Origin of the sequence: Neoroseomonas soli, from assembly GCF_018129065.1 — a bacterium.
GTDB lineage: Bacteria > Pseudomonadota > Alphaproteobacteria > Acetobacterales > Acetobacteraceae > Neoroseomonas > Neoroseomonas soli.
The window spans coordinates 1-14844 of the sequence record NZ_JAAEDM010000093.1 but is presented as its reverse complement, the minus strand read 5'-3'; the positions used below and the strand labels follow the sequence as shown (position 1 = coordinate 14844).

The window sequence follows — 14844 nt, the reverse complement described above, 5'->3', positions numbered from 1 at the left end:
GGCGGCGGCGCTGCTCGGCGCCCAGGCGGGGGAAGTGCGGCGGATGCTGGGCGACCCCGCGCTGCGCCGGCCGGAAGGCGGCGCTGAAATCTGGCTCTACGAGGCGCCGAATTGCCGGCTGGACATCATTCTCTATCCCCAGGGCACGGGGCTGCTGGTCGCCCACGCCGCCGCGCGCGCGCATGGCGCGGCAGAAGGCGTGACGGAGGCAGCCTGCCTGTCAGCCATCGCGGGATCCTCCGGGCCGGGCCGGCGCGCCTGAGCCTGCCCCACCCGCGGGGCGAATCTCCGCGCCCGACATCCGCATGAGTGCCTGGCTCGACGCCTTCGTGCCCGCCTTCGCGCTGCTCGCGCTGGGGGCGCTGCTGAAGCGGCGCCTGCTGCGCGACGACACCGTCTGGGCGGGAATGGAGCGGCTGATCTACTGGGTGCTGCTGCCCTCGCTGATCGTCGCGGCGCTGGCGCCCCTGAACCTGGCGGAACTGCCGCTCGGGCGGATCGCGGGGGCGATCTGGCTGTCGCTGGGACTCGGCACGGTGGTTTCCGTGCTGCTGGCGCGGCTGCTCGGGCATGGGCATGCGGCCATGACCTCGGTGCTCCAGGGCGGCATCCGCTTCAACAACCTGATGGGCTTCGCCATCGTCGGCGCGCTGTTCGGCGCGCCCGGCACCGGCTTCGGCGCGGTGGCGACGGGCATCATCGTGCCCTTCGTGCAGGTGGTGACGACGCTGGCCTTCGCCTTCGACGGCAAGCGCGGGCCGCCGCGGCCACTGGCGGTGCTGCGGCAGATCGCGCTCAACCCACTGCTGATCGCCGTGCTGGCCGGCTTCGGCGTCGCGGCGCTGGGCGGCCTGCCGCCGGGCATCGCGCCGACGGTGCAGGTGCTGGGGCGCGCCTCGGTGGCGCTCGGGCTGCTCTGCGTCGGCGCGGCGCTGTCGCTGCAATCCTTCTCCGACCGCGTGGGCACCCAGGCGGTGACGGGGGTGGTCAAGCTGCTCGTCATGCCGGCCGTCACCTGGGCGCTGTGCACGGCCTTCGGCGTGCCGCCTCTGGCCACCGCGGTGGCCGTGGTCTTCATGGCGCTGCCGACGGCGGCGACATCCTACGTCATGGCACGCGCGATGGGTGGGGACGCGCCGCTGATGGCGGCGATCACGACGACGGAGCATATCGCCTCCATCGTCACGCTGCCGCTGTGGGTGATGCTGGTGGCGCCGTGACGAAAGGTCGGGGGGGAAGGGAACTTCCCCCCGAACCCCCCGACCTTCTTTGGGTTCTTGGGGGGCACCGTCCCGGGAGGGAGGTTTTCCTCCGCGGGGCGGCAGGCTATGCGGCGGCGATCACGCAGGAAGGCCCGGATCCAATGACCACCCTCGACATCCTCGGCATCGGCAATGCCATCGTGGACGTGCTGGCGCGGGCGGAGGACACCTTCCTCGCCCGCCACGGCATGGCCAAGGGCGGCATGGCGCTGATCGGGCCGGAAGATGCCGAACGCATCTACGCCGACATGGGGCCGGGCGTGGAAAGCAGCGGCGGCTCGGCCGCCAACACCTGCGCGGCCGCGGCGGCGCTGGGGGCGAAGGTCGGGTACCTCGGCAAGGTGGCGGACGATGCGCTGGGCCAGGTCTTCCGCCACGACATCACGGCCGCCGGCGTGCATTTCCCGACCGCGCCGCTGAAGGGCGGCGCGCCCACCGCGCGCTGCCTGATCCTGGTGGCGCCGGACGGGCAGCGGACGATGAACACCTTCCTCGGCGCCTGCGTGACCTTCGGGGAGAAGGATGTCGATCCGGTCGCGGTCGCCGGCGCGCAGGTGACGTATCTCGAGGGCTACCTCTTCGACCCGCCGGAGGCGCAGGCCGCCTTCCGCGCCGCCGCGCGCATCGCGCACGCCGCCGGGCGCAAGGTGGCGATCACCCTCTCCGACCCCTTCTGCGTCGAGCGCCATCGCGACGCCTTCCTCGCCTTCGTCCGCGACGAGGCCGACATCCTCTTCGCCAACGAGGCGGAGATCCGCGCCCTCTACCACGCGAGCTCCTTCGAGGAGGCCGCCGCCGCCGCGCGCGGGGACGTCGCCCTGGCCGCGCTGACGCGCAGCGAACAGGGCAGCGTCATCCTCGCCGGGGCCGAGACCCACGCCATCGCCGCCGTGCCGGCCAAGGTGCTGGATACGACCGGCGCGGGGGATGCCTATGCCGCGGGCTTCCTCGCCGCGCTGACCGCCGGGCAGGCGCTGCCCGAATGCGGGCGCTGGGCCTCGGTCGCGGCGGCGGAGGCGATCTCCCATTTCGGCGCCCGGCCGCAGGCGGATCTCAAGGCGCTGGTGGCGGGCGGGCCGAGGGGCGTGGCGGCGGCGCTCGGCTGACCGTCGCGCTTGCGCGCGCGGCCGCGCCGGGCATAGCCTTTCGGCGTCCGATGGGGATGGAGTCCCCCGCCACCCGCCCCCCCCGCGATGGGGCTGATGACTCCTGCGGAGCCGGCATGGACGCCGGGCCGTGCGGTGCGCCCGGACTCCCCCTCGCCCGTGACGCCGGCTCCCCGATGGAAAGGGGCTGCGCGTGACGACCTTCCCCCCGCCGTCCTCCGGCACGCTGGCGCGGATCCCGCCAGGCGTCTGGACGCTCGGCTTCGTCTCCATGCTGATGGACATCTCCTCGGAGATGATCCACGCGCTGCTGCCGATCTACATGGTCGCGGTGCTCGGCACGCCGGTGATCGCGGTCGGCGTCATCGAGGGCATCGCCGAGGCGACGGCCGCCATCGTGAAGGTCTTCTCCGGCGCTCTGTCGGACCGGCTGGGCAACCGCAAATGGCTGGCGGCGGCCGGATATGGGCTGGCGGCGGTGACCAAGCCGGTCTTTCCGCTTGCCGCATCGCTCTCCTGGCTGGTGGGCGCGCGCTTCGTGGACCGTGTCGGAAAGGGCATCCGCGGCGCGCCACGTGACGCCCTGGTGGCGGACCTGACGCCGCCTGACCTGCGTGGCGCCGCCTTCGGCCTGCGCCAGACTCTGGACACAGTCGGCGGCTTCGTCGGGCCGCTGCTGGCCATCCTGCTGATGTGGGCGACGGCGGACGACTACCGCGCGGTCTTCTGGGTCGCCGTGCTGCCGGCTTTCGGAGCCTTCGCGCTGATCGTCCTCGCGGTGCGGGAACCGCCGCGGCCGGACGGACTGCGCCAGGTGCGGGCGCCGCTTTCGCGGGCGGAGGTCTCGCTGCTGCCGCGCGCCTACTGGGCGGTGATCGCGATCGCCACGGTCTTCACCCTGGCCCGCTTCAGCGAGGCGTTCCTGGTGCTGCGCGCCCTCGATGCCGGACTGCCGGCGGCGCTCGCCCCCGCCGTGATGGTGCTGATGAGCGTGGTCTATGCGCTGTCCGCCTATCCGGCCGGGGTGCTCTCCGACCGCATGGACCGGCGGCTTTTGCTGACCCTCGGCCTGGTGGTGCTGGTGGCGGGCGACCTCGCGCTGGCGCTCGCGCCGGGGCTGGCCGGCGTGGCGGCCGGGGTGGCCCTGTGGGGGCTGCACATGGGCCTGACCCAGGGGATCCTTGCCGCCATGGTCGCCGACACCGCGCCGGCGGAATTGCGCGGCACGGCCTTCGGGCTGCTCAACCTCGTGACCGGCGCTGCGTTGCTGGTGGCGAGCCTGCTGGCCGGGGGGCTGTGGGACCTGGTGGGCCCGGCCGGCACCTTCCTCGCGGGCGCGGGTTTCGCGACCCTTGCGATCATCGCACAAGCAATCCCATTTTTGCGACAGTCCGCGCCATGATTCGCTGCAGTGGATTCTGTTCCGCGAGGCCGCCGGCCCAATCACGTTAATTTAATCGCCTCTCCTGATCTTGGGGACATCCGAATGCCCGATTCAAAACGTTCATCATGATGTCCAACAGAGAGAGGAGGACATCATGCGGGATGCCGCAATTCGCCTCGCCATCTTTGGTCTCGGACTGGCCGCCGTGCCGGTCCTGGCGCAGGGAGTACCGGGCAACTCGCCGCTGAATGGCGGCGACCCGGTCGCGGCGCAGGCTGATGCAATCGGGACCCACGAGGTGGATTCCCTGCTGCTCCGGGCCGAGCAGGCCGCACGGCAGGGCCGCCTGCCGCTCGCGAACGAGTTGCTCGAGCGAGCCGAGACGCAGGTCCTGACGCGTTCGACCATCGCGGGCACCGAAACCACGCCGATGCGCGAAGGGCCGGTGGCCCGCATGGCCGAGGCCCGCGCCGCCATCGCGCGCCGGGATGCCTCGACGGCAGCCATGCTGATCGCCGAGGCGGCCAGCCAGTCCCGGGCCCAGGGGCTGTGACGGCGGCCGCGCGGGGCGCCTGAACTCCCCCCACCGCCCCGCGCGGTGCCATCACGAGGCGGCCCGCGGCGACATCCCCCGTTCCCCCGCCGCGGGCCGCCATGCGCGGAAGGCAAGGCTTTTTTCCTAGCCTTCCGCGCGCCGAGGCTCTATGTGTGCGCCGCAACAATCCGCCCGACCATGTGCAGCGTCGCGCGCCCACGAACGGGGCAGGGGCGCGGCCGTCCGTGCGGCAGGGCCCGCACGGGCGCACATATCGAGGAGAGAGCGGGCATGAGCGCCGCCGAAATCCGCAACGTCGCGATCATCGCGCACGTTGACCATGGCAAGACCACGCTGGTGGATCAGCTTCTCAAGCAGGGCGGCGCATTCCGCGCGCACCAGCACGTCGCCGAACGGGCGATGGACCGCAACGACATCGAGCGCGAGCGCGGCATCACCATCCTCGCCAAGTCCACCGCGGTGGAATGGAAGGGCGTGAAGATCAACATCGTGGACACGCCCGGCCACGCCGATTTCGGCGGCGAGGTGGAGCGCATCCTGTCCATGGTGGACGGCGCCATCGTGCTCTGCGACGCCGCCGAGGGCCCGCTGCCGCAGACCAAGTTCGTGCTGACCAAGGCGCTGGCCCGTGGCCTGAAGCCGATCGTCGTCATCAACAAGGTGGACCGCCAGGACGCGCGCCCGCACGAGGTGCATGACGAGGTCTTCGACCTGTTCGCAGCCCTCGGCGCGACGGACGAGCAGCTCGACTTCCACACCCTCTTCGCCTCGGGCCGGCAGGGCTGGGCAGACACTTCGCTGGATGGTCCGCGCAAGGATCTCTCGGCGATGTTCGACCTGATCCTGTCGCATGTGCCGGCGCCGCAGGTGGATTTCGAGGCCCCCTTCGCGATGAACGCGACGATCCTCGAATCCGACAACTTCCTCGGCCGCATCCTGACCGGCCGCGTGGCGCAGGGCGTCGCCAAGCTGAACATGCCCGTCCGCGTGCTGCGCCAGGACGGCACCGTGGTCGAAACCGGCCGCCTGACCAAGCTGATGACCTTCTCCGGCCTCGATCGCGTGCCGGTCGATGAAGTCCATGCGGGCGACATCATCGCCATCGCCGGCCTGTCCGACGCCACCATCCCGGACACCATCGCCGCGCCGGAAGTGGCCGCGCCGCTGCCCGCGCTGCCGGTCGATCCACCGACCCTCGCCATGACCTTCCGCATCAATGACGGCCCGCTCGGCGGCCGCGAGGGCAAGAAGGTCACCTCCCGCCAGATCCGCGACCGCCTGTTCAAGGAGACCGAGGGCAACGTCGCCATCAAGGTGAAGGTGTCCGACGAAGTGGACGCCTTCGAGGTGGCCGGCCGCGGCGAACTCCAGCTCGGCGTGCTGATCGAGACGATGCGCCGCGAGGGATTCGAGCTGACCATCGGCCGTCCTCGCGTGCTCACGCGCAACAACGAGGAGACGGGCGAGCGCGAGGAGCCCTACGAGGAATGCCTGATCGACGTTGACGAGACCTATTCGGGCGTCGTCGTCGAGAAGATGTCTCTCCGCAAGGGCCAGATGCAGGACATGCGGCCGTCCGGCGGCGGCAAGGTGCGGCTGACCTTCCACATCCCCTCGCGCGGCCTCATCGGCTACCACGGCGAATTCCTGACGGACACGCGGGGCACCGGCATGATGAACCGGCTGTTCCTGGGCTATCAGCCCTGGGCCGGGCACATCGAGGGCCGGCGCAACGGGTCGCTGATCAGCAACGCGGACGGGGAGGCGGTGCAGTACGCGCTGTTCTACCTGCAGGAACGCGGCACGCTGTTCGTGAACCCGGGCGAGAAGGTCTATGTCGGGCTCATCCTCGGCGAGAACTCGCGCGACAACGACCTCGACGTGAACCCGATCAAGGAAAAGAAGCTCACCAACATCCGCGCCGCCGGCAAGGACGAGGCGCTGCTTCTCATTCCGCCGCGGCGCATGTCGCTGGAACAGGCCATCGCCTACATCGAGGACGACGAGCTGGTGGAGGTGACGCCGTCGGCCGTGCGGCTGCGCAAGCGCTACCTCGACCCGCATGAGCGGAAGAAGCACGCGCGCCGGGCGGAATCCGAGGCGGCGTGATCCATCCGATCACCGAAGGGCGCAGGCCGCAGAGCGGCCGAGCACCCGGAGGCGTGGATCGAATGGCCCACTGAATGCGAGGGAGGCGCCGCCTCCCTCGCGCTCCCACCGCCAGGAAACTCAGTTTCCTGGACCTTCGGGACCGGGTTCACCCCGGCGCGTCAGCAGACGAAGACGGAATCCGGATTCGTCACGCCATGCAGGACCACGGCGCCCTGCAGGAACAGCGCATCGCCTCCGCCGCTCGCATCATAGACGAGCAACAGGTCCCCGCCGGTGCGGTCCACCTCGAAGGTGCCGTCCGCGATCAGGTCGCCGCGGATGAAGGCATATTCGCCATCCCCAAGTTCCAGGTGCTTGTGGTTGGGCGCGAAGTCGTCCAGCTCGATCGGCCCATGCGCCTCCTGCTTCGCGCCGATGACGATGCGCTCGCCGGCGCGATAGTCGGTGATCTCGTCCATCACGCCGCGGATGATGTCGCCGCGGCTGACGACGCCCTCGCCGAAGAAGGGCGGGAAGAAGGCGTGGTGCACCTCGTCGTTGACGACGCGCAGGTCGCTCTGGTTGCGCAGGACGAAGACGTCGAAGCCCTGGCCGCCATTGAGGACATTGCCCTCGCCCGTCTCGAAGAAGCCGCCGCTGCTCACGCTCGTCAGCCGATCGACGCCATTGCCGCCATAGAGCCGGTTGCCTTCGCCAACCGCGACCAGGCAGTCCGTGCCATTGCCGCCGAACAGCCGGTTGTCGTCCCCGCGGGCAGTCAGGTTGTCGTTGCCGTTGCCGCCATCCAGCCGATTCCAGTCGCCGAAGGCGATCAGGACATCCTTGCCATTCTCGCCGAACGCGACGTTGCGGTCGCCGATCACCACGATCCGGTCGTCGCCGTTCCCGCCGAACACCGTGTCGCAGTCACCATGCACGGTGAAGCAGTCGTCACGGTTCCCACCGTGGATCTTTTCCCCGTCGTCCCAGTAGTGCCCGTCACCCGGGGCAGGATGGTCGTTTCCTTTGGACTGCTTGGGCTTCGACATGGTCCTGCTCTCCTCCGAAACGCGGACGACGAACAGATGCCGGCGTCCGCACGACGCTTTGTCGCCGCCCATGCCCGGCGGCACGGGAAGTGGGCCCGGTCACGGTCCGGGCCCGACCGCACGATGCCGGCGGCTCAACCCGGCAAGCCGAAGGCGGATCGCGACAGGTGCCGGCACGCAGCCCGGCGAGACGGAGGTGACCGGCCCGCATGGGCTTCCTGCGTGAGCGCAGCGCCTGCCGCCAAGCACCCTGCAAGTCGCCGCATCCGGGCAACGCCAAGCCAGCTGCGATCCGCGCAGGCCGAAGCCTAGGCCGGAGGCCCTCCGGCTACCAGTAAATTCGTTACGATCCAGGATTGCATTCAGCCACGCCTTTCAACCTGGATTGTTCTGGCTTGGGCATATGCCTATCTGGTAAGTGCATATCGCCATGTCCGCCTTCGCCCTCGACGCCCCCACCCCCGAGTTGATCGCCGCCGTCCGCGCCGGCCTGCCGGTTGCGGCGGTGGATGACGCGCTGGCCTCCGGCCGGGTCACGGCCGCCGAGCTCGACCGCCTCGCCATCCCCCGCAAGACGCTGGCCCATCGCCGCTTGAAGGGACGGCTGACGCCGGACCAGTCCGACCGGCTGCTCCGCGTCCTGCGCGTCGTCGAGGAAGCCGAGACGACCTTCGCCGACCGCAACCGCGCCGGCATCTGGCTGCGCCGGCCCACCACCGCGCTGGGTGGGGAGGCGCCGCTCGACCTGCTCGACACCGAGGTCGGCGCCCGCCAGGTCGAGGCCCTGCTCGGCCGCATCGCGCACGGGATCGCGGCCTGACCGGCTGGCGCCTGGTCCGCCGGCCCTTCGCCGACCTCTCCGGGGAAGGCGCGCGCCGTTTCGGCGGGCGATGGAACAGCCCTGGCCGGCGCGTCGTCTATTTCGCCGATCACCCGGCGCTGGCGGTGCTGGAGGTGCGGGTCCACCTCGACCTGCCGCCGGAACTCCTGCCCATGGACTATGTGCTGATGCGCGCCTTCCTGCCCGAACCGGTGGAGACGCTCGGCACCCTGCCTGACGACCCCCGCGCGGCCGGCGATGCCTGGTTGGCCGAAGCCCGGTCGCCTGTCTTGAGTGTCCCCTCCGTCATCGTCCCGGCCGCCCGCAACCTGCTGCTGAACCCGGCCCATCCGGCGGCCGAGGCGGCGCGCATCGAAAGCCTGGATCCCTTCGCCTTCGACCCGCGCCTTTGGCTCGGCGCGTCCTGACGCGGCCTTCGCAGCCGCGCGGCACCTTGACCCTGCCGGCCTTCGCCGCGCAGCCTTTCCGCGAAGCGCACGGCCGGCCCCGTCGCGATCCGTGATCAGGTCAGTGCGCCTCGGCCGGCGGGGCGCCAGGCGCCATGCCCGTGGCAGCGCCGAGCCGCCGCAACCATCAACGACCGAGGGGAATCGTCCGCTTCATGTCAGCAGCCCCGACCGGCCTCGCCGCAGCGACCGAGATCTTCGACGCCGTCATCATCGGCGCCGGCATGTCCGGCCTCTACCAACTGATCCGCCTGCGCGAACTGGGCCTGAAGACGCGCGTCTTCGAAGCCGGCACCGGCGTTGGCGGCACCTGGTACTGGAACCGCTACCCGGGCTGCCGTTTCGATTCCGAGAGCTATTCCTACGGCTATTCCTTCGACAAGGACCTGCTGAAGGAATGGAACTGGACCGAGCACTTCGCGCCGCAGCCCGAGACCGAGCGCTACCTGAACCTGGTCGCCGACAAGTACGACCTCCGCCGCGACATCCGGTTCGGCGCACGCGTGAAGGCCGCGACCTGGGATGACGCGAACGGCACCTGGACCGTCGAACTCGAGGACGGCAGCCGGCACCGCTCGCGCTATCTGGTCACGGCGATCGGCGTGCTCTCCACGCCGACCATGCCGGGCTTCCCGGGGATCGACGACTTCCTCGGCCAATCCTTCCACACCGGCCTCTGGCCGAAGGAGGAAGTGGATTTCGCCGGCAAGCGCGTCGCCGTCATCGGCACCGGCGCCTCCGGCGTGCAGACCATCCAGGAGGTCGCAAAGACCGCGGCGCAACTCACCGTCTTCCAGCGCACGCCCAACTGGTGCGCGCCGCTGCACAACGGGAAGATCGGCGCGGAGGAGATGGAGGAGATCCGCACCCGCTACGACGCGATCTTCCAGCGCTGCCAGGAAACCTTCTCCTGCTTCCTGCACACGCCCGACCCGCGCAACACCTTCGACGTGAGCGCGGAGGAACGCGAGGCCTTCCTCGAGCAGCTCTATTCCGAACGCGGCTTCGGCATCTGGGTGGGCAACTTCAAGGACATGCTGACCGACCGCGCGGCGAACGAGGAGGTTTCCCGCTTCGTCGCGAAGAAGATCCGCCAGCGCGTGAAGGACCCGAAGATCGCGGAGCTGCTGATCCCGAAGAACCACGGCTTCGGCACGCGGCGCGTGCCGCTCGAGACCCGCTACTACGAAGTCTACAACCAGCCCAACGTCACGCTGGTGGACACCAAGGCGACGACGATCGAACGCATCACCCCGGCCGGCCTGCGCACCAGCGATGCGGAATACGAATTCGACATCATCATCTACGCCACCGGCTTCGACGCGCTGCGCGGCGCCTTCGACCGCATCGAGTTCCGCGGCCGCGACGGCGTGACGCTGAAGGAGATGTGGAAGGACGGCGCGACTTCGCTCGTCGGCATGCTGCAGGACGGGTTCCCGAACCTGTTCACGCTGCTCGGCCCGCACAATGCGCTCGGCAACATCCCGCGTTCGATCGAGTTCAACGTCGAATGGGTCACCGCCCTGCTGCGCCACATGCAGCGGAACGGCATGACGCGCGCGGAAGCCGGGCCGGAGGCCGTCGCGAAATGGATGGACCACGTCATGGACGTGGCCAGGGGCCAGCTGTCCATGGAGGTCGATTCCTGGATGACCGGGGTGAACATTAACGTCGCCGGCAAGCAGAAGCGCATCGTCGCCCGCTATACCGGCAGCGCGCCGGTCTATCGCTCCTGGGCGAACGAGATCGCGGAACGCGGCTACGCCGGCGTGCTGCTGAACTGAACGCCTGGAGCGGTTTCCGTTCGCACCGGCTCGCCGCGGCCGCTCCAGGCAACTGCGTTCGCGAGCATCTTCACCCGATCCGGCGAATCCACCTGATCGGGATCTGCCCTACAGGGCCGGCCGGCGCTGCGCCCAGGGATGCGCCACCTCGAACTGCCGGGCCATCGCGACCAGCGTCCAATCCCCGCCGAAGGGCGCGATGAGCTGGAATCCGATCGGCAGGCCATCGGCGGAAGGCGCGCAGGGGATGGTCATGCCCGGCAGGCCGCCGGCGTTGACGATGCCGGTGAAGGCACGGTGGTGCGGCGGGCCGGGGTCCTCCGCCTTCCACGGCAGCGCGCCGGCGGACGGCGTCATGATCAGGTCCCATTGCCGGAAGGCGCGGGCGAACTGGGCCTGGACCTCGCGGAAGGCGGCCAGGGCGTCGATGTAGTCGGCGGCGGTCAGGCGCTGGCCGCGCTCCATCATCTCCTCATAGACGGCGCCGATGTGGCCGCGCCACTCGCGCCCGCGCAGCAGCCAGGCCAGGCCCGCGGCACCGATGTTCGGCCACTGGCGGTCGAACAGGTCGAGTTCGACCGGCAGCGCGCCTTCCTCGACCTGGTGGCCGAGTGCCGCCCAGGCGCGCGCCGCGTCCGCGCAGGATTCCGCGATCGGCCCATCCACCGTCCAGTTCCCGACGCGCGGCACGTAGAGGATGCGCATGCCATTCGGCGGCGACGGCTCCTGCATCGGTCCCGGCACGCCGATGGACAGCCGGTCCTCCTCCAGTGGCCCCTGGATGGCGGCGAGCGCCAGGGCCAGGTCGTCCACGGTGCGGGCGATCGGCCCGATCACCTCGCAGTCGTGGAGGATCACCGGCAGCCCGTTCTGCCGCGCCACGCGCCCGGCGCTCGGCTTCAGCCCGAGCAGGCCGCAATGGCTCGCCGGCCGCCGGATCGATCCGCCGCCATCGGTGCCGAGGGTCAACGGCCCCATGCCGGACGCCACCGCCGCCGATCCGCCGCCGGTCGAGGCGCCGGGCGTCAGCGCCGTGTTCCATGGGTTGCGCGTGACGCCGAAGGCGCGCGTCGCGCATTGCCCAGGCCCCATGGTGAATTCCGAGACGTTCGTCTTGCCGAGGATCACCGCCCCCTGCGCGCGCAGCCGCGCGACCGGCGTCTCGTCGGCGTCCGGCACGTAGTCGAGATACAGCTCGCACCCCCAGGCGCAGCGCAGCCCGGCGACGGTGATGTTGTCCTTGATCGAGACCGGCAGCCCGTCCATCGGCCCGAGCGGAGCGCCCGCGGCGAAGCGCGCATCGGCGGCCTTCGCCGCAGCCCGCGCGCCGGGCTCGTCCAGCGTGGCGAAGGCGTTCACCGCCGGGTTGGCCTCCGCGATGCGCGCGAGCACAGCCTCCAGCGCCGCGCCCGGCGTCGCCTCCCGCCGCCGGAAGCGGGCGGCGAGCTCGGTCGCGGGCAGGCGCCACAGGGGCTCGGTCATGTCGTCTCTCTCCCTGCCGGTCACACCGGCGGTGCCAGAACCTTGTCGCGGTAGTTGCAATGGGCGCGCGCGACGCAGCGCCAGCATTCCGGCGCGCGCGCCTTGCACACGTAGCGCCCGTGCAGGATCAGCCAGTGATGCGCGTCCCGCAGCAGGTCGGGCGGGCAGCGCTTCACCAGCATGTCCTCGACCTCCCGCGGCGTCTTTCCGGGCGCGAGGCCGCAGCGGTTGCCCAGGCGGAAGATGTGCGTGTCCACCGCCATGGTGTGCTGGCCGAAGGCGACGTTGAGCACGACGTTCGCGGTCTTGCGCCCGACGCCGGGCAGGGCTTCCAGCGCTTCGCGCTCGCCCGGCACCTCGCCGGCATGCTTCTCGACCAGCGCCTGCGCCAGTGCCGCGACGTTCCTCGCCTTGGCCTGCCACAGACCGATGGTGCGGATGTAGGGCGCAACCCCATCCGCCCCCAGGGCGGCCATCTTCTCCGGTGTCGGCGCGGCGGCGAAGAGCGCGGGTGTGCAGCGATTCACCGCCGCGTCGGTGGCCTGGGCGGAGAGCACCACGGCGACCAGCAGCGTGAAGGGGTCGGAATAGGTCAGTTCCGTCTCGGGGGCCGGATTCGCCACCGCGAGGGCGCGGATGAAGGCTTCCGCCTGGGCGGGGGGCATCAGGCGGGCGCGGCGCGGGTCGCGCGCGCTGCCATGGTTGGGCTTCTTCGGTTTGGCGGGCTTGGTGGGCATGGCTGGTGTCGGCGCGATCCTCGCCTATGTTTCCCTGCAATGGCAGCCCCCGCCGACCAGATCCTGTTCCAGGCCATCTGCACGCCGCCACGATCCTTCACGCGGGGCGGCTTCCGCGTGCTGGCGGCGCTGCTCTGCGGCTTCACCGGGCTGGTGGCGGGCCTGCTGCTCGCCCTCGGCGCCTGGCCGATCGTGCCTTTCCTCGGCCTCGAGGTCGGTCTCGCGCTGGGGCTGGTGGTGCTGCACGCACGCGGCGCGGCCCGCGCGATGGAGGTGTTGCTGCTGACGCCCGGGCGCCTCAGCATCGCCCGTACCGACGCCCGCGGGCGGCAGGAGGAGGTCGTGCTCGACCCCTACTGGGCGCGCCTGACCTATGAGGAAGACCCCGCCCATGCCGGCGTGCTGCGCCTCGCAAGCCGCGGCCTGGCGGTGGAAATCGGCCGCGACCTGTCGGCGGAGGAGAAGGCGGCATTGAACGACGCGCTCGCCGCCGCGCTGGCCCGCGCCCGCCGGCCCGACTTCGACAATCCGCAGTTGCGGGACGACCGGTAGGGCGCGACCCCGCTCAAGATCTGCCGGCCTCGACGCGAGGAAGGCCGGTGCGACGCACCGGGCGCGGCGCGGCCACGATGGAGCGCGGACGTGACCGAGGTCGCGGAGACCCGGCCGTCGAACCGGAAACGTCTCCGAAGCGGATACGTCCCGGCTTCGAAACATAAATGCGCCCCTTCCCGCCGAGGTGCGGTAGTGTGCAGCCGCCGGAGCCCCAAGACGGGAGGCAACTCATGTTGCGACGTGCTCTGGCGTTGGCGATTCCCGGCGGGATCATCGGCCACGTCTCCATGGCGAATGCCCAGATGGGCGACCACCGGCAGGCCATCGACGCCCTCTTCAGGAACTTCTCTGAAGCCTACGGTCGCCATGACGCCGACGCGATCGGGGCCCTCTTCACCGAGGACGCCATCCTCATGGGCCCGGCGCCGATCGTCATCGGCAGACAGGCGATCGCGCAGAACTACAAGGGGCGGTTCAACCAGGGCTTCGGCAACATCGGCTTCCAGTTCCAGTATTACGACCCGGACGGGGCTTGGGCCGCGGGGACCTATACGGTCAGCCTCCCGCAGGCGGGGGGCGAGCGCCTGGGCAACGTCACCAGCATCTTCCGCCGGCAGGCAAACGCCTTGCTGATCCATGTCCACACGTTCAACTTCCGCGGCTAGCCAAAGGCAGGGCGCTTGGCCGCCCACCATCGGCCGGCGCCACGGCCGGGCAGCACGCTCTCTGATCGGGAACCGCTCTGAGGTATCAGCGCGGGTTTCGTCGGGGTAGCGCCCGGATCAGTGCCCCAGCAGCAGGTCGCGCGCGGCATTGAGCCGCGCCGCCAGCCAGGCGCTGCCGCCCTGGTCGGGATGGGCGGCGCGCATCAGGCGGCGATGCGCGGCGCGGATCTCCTCCTCCCCTGCGCCTTCCGCGAGGCCGAGGATCGCCAGCGCCTCTGCGCGCGTCATCGGGCCTTCGGCGGGGACCGTCGGCCCGGCCTCGCGCCATTCCGGGTGGCTGCGGTCGATCCAGGCCTCGAGCAGCGGCACGCTCTCCGGATCCTCGGCCGCGCATTCCGCCAGCAGGGCGCGCAGCGAGGGAAGGTCGAGGTCGCCAAGGTCGGCGCCGCCGAAGCGCCCGCGCAGCACGGACCCGGTCATCCGCCCGCTGTCGTGGTGCAGCACCATCTCGAGCATCGCGGTGACGACGCGGCTTTCCTGCCCCGCCGAGGCCTGCCCGCCGCGCGAGAAGGTGCGCGCGGTCCGCCACGACCGCCAGGCCTGCACCAGCAGCGGCCCGAAGAAGGCGAGGCTCCAGACAGCCTGAAGGCCGCGGCCGCTGAACAGCAACGCGACGAGCAGCACGGCGCCGAGCCCGCCGGCGATCCAGGCCACCGCCTTCTTCACCGAGGCAACCGGCGCATGGGCGAAGGCGGACAGGGCCCAGAACATCAGCAGCAAGGCGAGCGCGCCGAGCGCGAGCCAGGTCATCGCCCCTCCTTCGGTCCGGGCAGTTGGCCGGCGATGCGCGCCGCCGCCGCCCCGGGCAGGGCCGCGAGCGCCCGGC

General features: G+C 70.8%; 14 protein-coding genes, 1 pseudogene and 1 riboswitch. Of the genes and pseudogenes, 11 read left to right on the top strand and 4 right to left on the bottom strand.

Annotation, left to right across the window (positions count from 1 at the left end; genetic code table 11):
- The 6 genes and pseudogenes from GXW76_RS21985 to typA all read left to right on the top strand — a co-directional run.
- Positions 1–262, top strand: a pseudogene (locus tag GXW76_RS21985) (hypothetical protein); the annotation flags it as partial.
- A gap of 43 nt (positions 263–305) precedes the next feature.
- Positions 306–1220 (top strand): AEC family transporter, encoded by a 915-nt coding sequence (locus GXW76_RS21980; protein ID WP_211864249.1) that lies wholly within the window; start codon positions 306–308, stop codon positions 1218–1220.
- 143 nt (positions 1221–1363) lie between these two features.
- Complete coding sequence (locus tag GXW76_RS21975; RefSeq protein ID WP_211864248.1) at positions 1364–2368, top strand: adenosine kinase; 1005 nt, start codon at positions 1364–1366, stop codon at positions 2366–2368.
- Positions 2369–2411: 43 nt separating this feature from the next.
- A riboswitch (Fluoride riboswitch) is annotated at positions 2412–2481 on the top strand.
- 80 nt (positions 2482–2561) lie between these two features.
- Positions 2562–3770: an MFS transporter gene (locus tag GXW76_RS21970; RefSeq protein WP_338151014.1), complete on the top strand. Its 1209-nt coding sequence runs from the start codon at positions 2562–2564 to the stop codon at positions 3768–3770.
- 136 nt (positions 3771–3906) lie between these two features.
- Positions 3907–4305, top strand: coding sequence for a hypothetical protein (locus GXW76_RS21965; protein WP_211864247.1), 399 nt, complete (start codon positions 3907–3909; stop codon positions 4303–4305).
- A gap of 273 nt (positions 4306–4578) precedes the next feature.
- On the top strand, positions 4579–6417 hold the full coding sequence (typA, locus tag GXW76_RS21960; RefSeq protein ID WP_211864246.1) for a translational GTPase TypA: 1839 nt from the start codon (positions 4579–4581) through the stop codon (positions 6415–6417).
- Positions 6418–6578: 161 nt separating this feature from the next.
- Here typA and GXW76_RS21955 read toward each other — a convergent pair whose 3' ends face one another.
- The gene (locus GXW76_RS21955) at positions 6579–7448 is read right to left on the bottom strand and encodes a calcium-binding protein (protein WP_211864245.1); all 870 of its coding nucleotides are present in this window, start codon (positions 7446–7448) and stop codon (positions 6579–6581) included.
- A gap of 430 nt (positions 7449–7878) precedes the next feature.
- Here GXW76_RS21955 and parS point away from each other — a divergent pair, with 430 nt between their 5' ends.
- From parS to GXW76_RS21940, 3 genes are all read left to right on the top strand, one after another.
- Complete coding sequence (parS, locus tag GXW76_RS21950; protein ID WP_211864244.1) at positions 7879–8268, top strand: type II RES/Xre toxin-antitoxin system antitoxin; 390 nt, start codon at positions 7879–7881, stop codon at positions 8266–8268.
- Positions 8265–8696: an RES family NAD+ phosphorylase gene (locus GXW76_RS21945; RefSeq protein WP_211864251.1), complete on the top strand. Its 432-nt coding sequence runs from the start codon at positions 8265–8267 to the stop codon at positions 8694–8696. Before parS ends, GXW76_RS21945 begins: the two co-directional genes overlap by 4 nt.
- Positions 8697–8890: 194 nt before the next feature.
- Positions 8891–10519: a flavin-containing monooxygenase gene (locus GXW76_RS21940; RefSeq protein WP_211864243.1), complete on the top strand. Its 1629-nt coding sequence runs from the start codon at positions 8891–8893 to the stop codon at positions 10517–10519.
- Between the two features lie 108 nt (positions 10520–10627).
- Here GXW76_RS21940 and GXW76_RS21935 read toward each other — a convergent pair whose 3' ends face one another.
- Both GXW76_RS21935 and nth read right to left on the bottom strand, forming a co-directional pair.
- The gene (locus GXW76_RS21935) at positions 10628–12001 is read right to left on the bottom strand and encodes an amidase (protein ID WP_211864242.1); all 1374 of its coding nucleotides are present in this window, start codon (positions 11999–12001) and stop codon (positions 10628–10630) included.
- Positions 12002–12021: 20 nt separating this feature from the next.
- Positions 12022–12666 (bottom strand): endonuclease III, encoded by a 645-nt coding sequence (gene nth, locus GXW76_RS21930; RefSeq protein ID WP_211864250.1) that lies wholly within the window; start codon positions 12664–12666, stop codon positions 12022–12024.
- A 111-nt stretch (positions 12667–12777) separates the two neighbouring features.
- On the opposite strand from nth, the gene GXW76_RS21925 reads away from it, so the two are divergent.
- Both GXW76_RS21925 and GXW76_RS21920 read left to right on the top strand, forming a co-directional pair.
- Positions 12778–13290: a DUF2244 domain-containing protein gene (locus GXW76_RS21925; RefSeq protein ID WP_211864241.1), complete on the top strand. Its 513-nt coding sequence runs from the start codon at positions 12778–12780 to the stop codon at positions 13288–13290.
- 233 nt (positions 13291–13523) lie between these two features.
- Positions 13524–13958, top strand: coding sequence for a YybH family protein (locus GXW76_RS21920; RefSeq protein WP_211864240.1), 435 nt, complete (start codon positions 13524–13526; stop codon positions 13956–13958).
- A 117-nt stretch (positions 13959–14075) separates the two neighbouring features.
- Here the strand turns inward: GXW76_RS21920 and GXW76_RS21915 are convergent, their stop codons facing one another.
- Positions 14076–14768, bottom strand: a complete 693-nt coding sequence (locus tag GXW76_RS21915; RefSeq protein ID WP_211864239.1) for a J domain-containing protein — start codon at positions 14766–14768, stop codon at positions 14076–14078.
- Positions 14769–14844 lie beyond the last annotated feature (76 nt).